This is a genomic window from Microcoleus sp. Pol7_A1 (assembly GCF_036701085.1).
Lineage (GTDB): Bacteria > Cyanobacteriota > Cyanobacteriia > Cyanobacteriales > Microcoleaceae > Microcoleus > Microcoleus asticus.
On the sequence record NZ_JAUBQD010000127.1, the window covers coordinates 1 to 5,017 of the forward strand.

Here is a 5,017-nt window from a genome sequence, read left to right on the forward strand (position 1 = left end):
TTCTGGAACCGCTGTACAGTTGCTCCGTCAGACGGTAGCCGGGAATGGTATCGATCAAATTTACAGTGGCATTCATTGTGGGCTATCCTAATCTTCAATATTGATTTTTAACAGTTAATCTGGACTTCGATCTGCGAGGTTGAAGGGTGATAGCACTTCGACCTCACCCTTTCACCGGCAACAAAATTACAAATTCAGTTCCTTGATGGAGTACAGAGTTTACCTCCAGCTCGCCTCCATGTTTTTCTACTACAATCTGGCGGGCGATCGCCAATCCCAATCCCGTTCCTTTACCGACTATCTTGGTGGTAAATAAGTGGTCAAAAATGCGCTTTTTTACCTCTTGATTCATCCCAATGCCATTGTCAGAAATGCCAATTGTTACCCACTCCTGATTCTTTTTTTGTGTGCTACTAATCGTGATGCTATTCGGCTTGGCTTTAATCTCGGCAAAACTGCGTCCCTGGTTCGATGATTCTAACGCATCAATCGCGTTTGCCAAGATATTCATGAACACTTGATTGAGCTGCCCGGGGAAGCAATCAACTGCTGGCAGGTTCCCGTATTGTTTGACAACTTCAATTTCTGGACGGTCATCATTTCCTTTCAAACGGTGTTTGAGAATCAGAATGGTACTATCGATTCCTTCGTGAATATTAAAAGGAACTTTATAATCTCGGTCAGCTCTCGAAAAGGTTCGCAGGCTGGTGCTAATACTGCGAATCCGTTCGACTCCCAGATTCATTGAATCAATTAACTTGGGCAAGTCTTGCCTCACATATTCTAAATCGATTGCTTCTATTTCGGATACAATTTCAGCATCGGGATGGGGTAGCTTTTTCTGATACAGGTCAATCAGCCCAAATAGGTCTTTGATATAATCTTGGGCTGGTTCAAGGTTGCCGGCAATAAAGCCTACAGGATTGTTAATTTCGTGAGCCACCCCTGCCACGAGATTGCCGAGAGCAGACATCTTCTCATTTTGTACCAGTTGCAGTTGCATCTGTTTGAGATCGTTGAGATAAAACTCTAGTTTTTGCGCATACTCCTGGGATTGCTGATACAGTCGGGCGTTCTGTAAGGAAATTGCTGCTTGCGAACACAGGATGTTGAGGATCGCGACGCGATCGCCCGTGAATACCCCTGTTGCTAAATTATTTTCTAAATACAAAATCCCCATCATTTTGCCTCGCTCGCCGATCGGAGTGCAAAGCAGGCTGTGAGGTTGCTGTTGGATCATGTAGGGGTCAGATGCAAATCTTGGTTGATTGCTAGCATCATCAAAAACTAGGGTTTCTTTTGTACGTTTGACGTAGTTGATCAGGGTTAAAGGAATTACTTCGCTCTCCTCAACCGGAATTGATTGCAGAAGGCAGTCTTGACGGTTGGTGCAGTGGACGTTTATCCTCCAGTTTCCCTCTTCCATCAAAATTAATGCTCCGGTTTGTGCTCCGGCATTCTTCACCACCACTTGCATGAGGGTAGTGAGCAATTGCTCTAGTTCTATTTCGCTAGATAGAGCTTGAGAAGCTTTGATAACTGTTGGCAAATCTACTAACCCCCAACTGCTGGTGCTACCGACAAGTGTTCTATTCGTGTTAGATAGGGATGATTCACTATTGGTGGAGGTGTGAATTGTTTCGCTGGGATATTGGCGAGTTCGCTCCTGTTGCAGGATCGGAGCAAGCAATTGGGGATAGCGCTGTTCTAAATGGTCAATCTTTGCTTTTGCTCCCCAACGAGCGTAGGCATAGTAGGCATCGATTAGATAGGGTTGTGCAAGTTTTTCTTTCCCCCATTCTAAGTAAAATTTGGCGGCAAGTTCGTGAGCTAGTGCTTCTTCGTTGATGTACTCGTTTTCTTGGGCGAGGGCGATCGCTTTGTCGTACATCTCGATCGCCTCTACTTTTTGGTTTAAAACCCGATGCCGTTCTGCTTCCACTAGATAGAATTTATGCAGATGATTCATGGGGGCATGATGTGCCCAGTTTTGCATTTTTTCTTGATTAGCTCTTACTCTGTCGAGAATTTCCTGTTGCTCTGAATCTGGAGTATCCGAGTACACCGCCAACCTGACTAGAGAATCGTAAAAATGGAATAGAGGAATAAGAGGCAATCCTACCACTGCGTCCAAATACTTTTCTGCTAAAGCAATATTCTCAATCGCTTCTGAGTTATTTTCAAACCAGTAACTAAGTAAAAGTTTGTTCCAATATATGTAGTAAAGTCCCGTTTTGTCGTTTGCTTGCTGGAGCAGTGGCAACCTGATCAGCTCATCGCATGCTTCACCCTTTAAGCAGCACTTATTTCCAGTCTTTTCGAGGAGATTTAAGACAGCCTGCCAATAGATTTCGTGATAATGAAGCGCTGTTTCTTGCATACTTTTATGAATAGCATTTCTGTTGATTGCCATCTCTATTTCAAGGACAGTCAGTTCTTTGCCGCTAAAGTAAGCAAAATAGGAGTACAGCATTAGACCAAAGGCAGCATATTGTAAATCTCCTGTCTCCATTCCGGTAGAGTAAGCTGATACCAGAGGTTCTAAGGTTTCTCTCAGATGCTCTTTCCAAGGTCGGATAAATATATTTACCATAACGACTGTCTTGGCTTTGATTTCTTGAGCATTCAACTTCGACAATAGATTTAAAGCCAATTGACCGAACTGATAACCCGAATCAATATCTCCCACAACTCCGCAAAGCAGAAGACCATAATTTGCATAAGCAAACGGAGACACCGAAGCATTACCATATTGGACAGATAAATCTACTTGTTTGCACACCGTCAAAGGCACCAGTTCTGGCGCAGCAATGTATGCAGCAGCAAAGATACTTGATAAAAGTCTTATGGCTGCTAGTTTATAGAGATCGCTCATTTGAGGCAGGTCAATTAAATCCTCTATTCGCTTCCCGTTCAAAATTGACGCAGTTTCCCCTAGTGCCTGCTCAATATCTGACAGGTTCACTTTAGAAGGAAATTCTACTCCCAACAGCTTTAAGACTTGTAGCGTTGTATTAACTGCTTCTAGTAACTTGTTCTGAGCTATATAAGCTTGAATTTGGACTTCGTACACTTTTACTTTGCCCAGTAGCGTTTTGGCGCAGTTGTCCACGACTGATGCTAATTTTTCCATCTGCTCAAAATCACCGCTTAGATATGCCGCTTCTGCTGCTTTTGTAGACAGCGCTAATGTTAGTTCGTATTGGTTCTTCCAACTATTTTCTGTCAGTAATACCCTACCAACCTTGAAATATTCAACCGCAGCAGAATAGGCCGTAGCAGCTTTGGCTTTCTTTCCAGCAACCAGATTCAACCGTGCTAATTGCTCGCGTTCTGCCTCCTGCGTAATTAGCTCAACTCCCACATTTAAGTGGTTGACAATATCAAAGATTCTTTCTTCTCGATCGGCTTCTGGCGTATTTTTTAACAGCAGTTGGCCGATTTTTAAGTGAGTAGAGCGCTTTTGGTCTTGCGGAATCAGGGAATAGGCTGCTTGTTGGACGCGATCGTGTAAAAACTTATATTTGGGTAATTGGTCATGGGTAATTGGTAATTGGTCAGATTCCTGACCATTACCGATTACCGACTTGCTATTCCCCTCTGCTTGATAAAACTTATAAACTTCGCTAATGGGTAAAATTAGCCCGTCTTGCAGTGCCTTCCATAAAGCGGATGCGGTTTCTACTGGCGAATTTTCATCAACAATTGCTAAGGTCGCCAAATCGAACTGATTGCCAATACAAGCAGCTAACTTTAAAACTGACTGTGTTTGAAGTGGCAACTTTCGCAACTGAAGTGCCATGAATTCTACTACATCATCCGTTAGTGCCAAGGTGCGCACTCTAGAAATATCGCACTGCCAATACCGAGCTTCACAATTAAATTCAATTAGCCCATCTTCATGCAAAGATTTGAGGAATTGTGTGCTAAAAAATGGATTGCCTAAGGTTTTCTGATAAACGAGTTCGGTCAAAGGCAGAGCCAAGGCTGTAGAACAAGCTATAGTATCGGCAACTAAACTATTTACGTCCGAGCGAGCGAGGGTCTCTAAGGTAATAGTATTCACCTTTGCTTCAGTTTTTTGAATCTCTGCTAAAGTCAGCATCAATGGATGCGCTGAAAATACTTCGTTATCCCGATAAGCTCCAATTAATAAGAGATAGCGGTACTCCTTAGCAGTCATCAGCAGTTGAATTAATTTTAACGATGCTGAGTCTGCCCATTGCAAGTCGTCCAAGAATATCACTAAAGGATGTTCTTTTGTTGTGAATAATTGCAGGAATTTTCCCAACAACAAATTGAAGCGATTTTGAGCGGCACTGCCCGAAAGTTCTGGGACTGGCGGTTGCGGCCCGATAATACGGGCGAGTTCGGGAATGACTTCAACTATCGCCCCAGCGCTATCGCCCAAAGCTGCCAATATTTCTAACTTCCATTGTTCAACTTTAGCATCTGTTTCCGATAGCAGTTGCGCCATTAAATCGCGAAAAGCTTGGACAAATGCACTAAAGGGAAGGGTGCGTTGGAATTGGTCGAATTTGCCTTTAATAAAGTAGCCTCGCTGTCTCACAATTGGTTTGTGAACTTCGTTGACGACGGCGGTTTTGCCAATGCCGGAGAAACCTGCAACGAGCATCATTTCAGTGCTGCCTGCACTCACGCAGTCAAATGCTTCCAGCAGCGAGAATACTTCGCTTTCTCTACCGTATAATTTTTCGGGGATAGTAAAGCGATCGCACAAATCTCGCTCCCCTATTGTAAAGTTAGCCAGCGCCCCTGTCTCTTGCCACTCGTGCAAACAAGTTTCCAAATCAAACTTGAGTCCTAGGGCGCTTTGATAGCGCTCTTCAGCATTCTTCGCCATCAGTTTGCTGACAATCTCAGACAGCACCAATGGAACGTTCTGGTTGATAATTGAGGCTGCCAGTGGTTGTTTGGCGAGGTGGCAGTGTACCAAATCCATTGGATCGTCTGTTTGGAACGGTAACTTTCCTGTTAGTAATTCGTAGAATGTTAC

At 43.7% G+C, this 5,017-nt stretch carries 1 protein-coding gene; it reads right to left on the reverse strand.

Translation table 11 applies throughout. From position 1 onward, the window contains the following. Window positions 1–163: 163 nt before the first annotated feature. Window positions 164–5,017, reverse strand: a 4,854-nt coding sequence (locus QUA20_RS31300; RefSeq protein WP_445304737.1) for a trifunctional serine/threonine-protein kinase/ATP-binding protein/sensor histidine kinase, incomplete at its 5' end; no start/stop codon positions are given.